The 228-nt window shown below is 61.4% G+C and carries 1 pseudogene; it reads left to right on the forward strand.

Going from position 1 to position 228, the window contains the following annotated elements:
• Window positions 1-225, forward strand: a pseudogene (locus E5X34_RS32810) (hypothetical protein); the annotation flags it as partial.
• Window positions 226-228: the final 3 nt, after the last annotated feature.

The following is a 228-nucleotide window of genomic DNA, read 5'->3' on the forward strand; positions in this document are numbered from 1 at the left end:
ATCAACACCCTGGGCAGCCAGGTCGACAACACCGCCGAGGAGACCATGGCCGGCATCGGCGCTGCCTCGCAGAAGCACATCGGCGATCTCCTCGAAATGCACGAGAAGAACATGGTGGCGACCGCCGACATCCAGCGCCGCAAGAAGCTGGCCGACGATGCCTTCGCCCGCCGCTTCGACGAGGTGCTGAAAAAGCACAATGCGGCAAACTACGTGCAGTCGTAATTG

The sequence above is a fragment of the Mesorhizobium sp. genome, from assembly GCF_004963255.1.
Classification (GTDB): domain Bacteria; phylum Pseudomonadota; class Alphaproteobacteria; order Rhizobiales; family Rhizobiaceae; genus Mesorhizobium.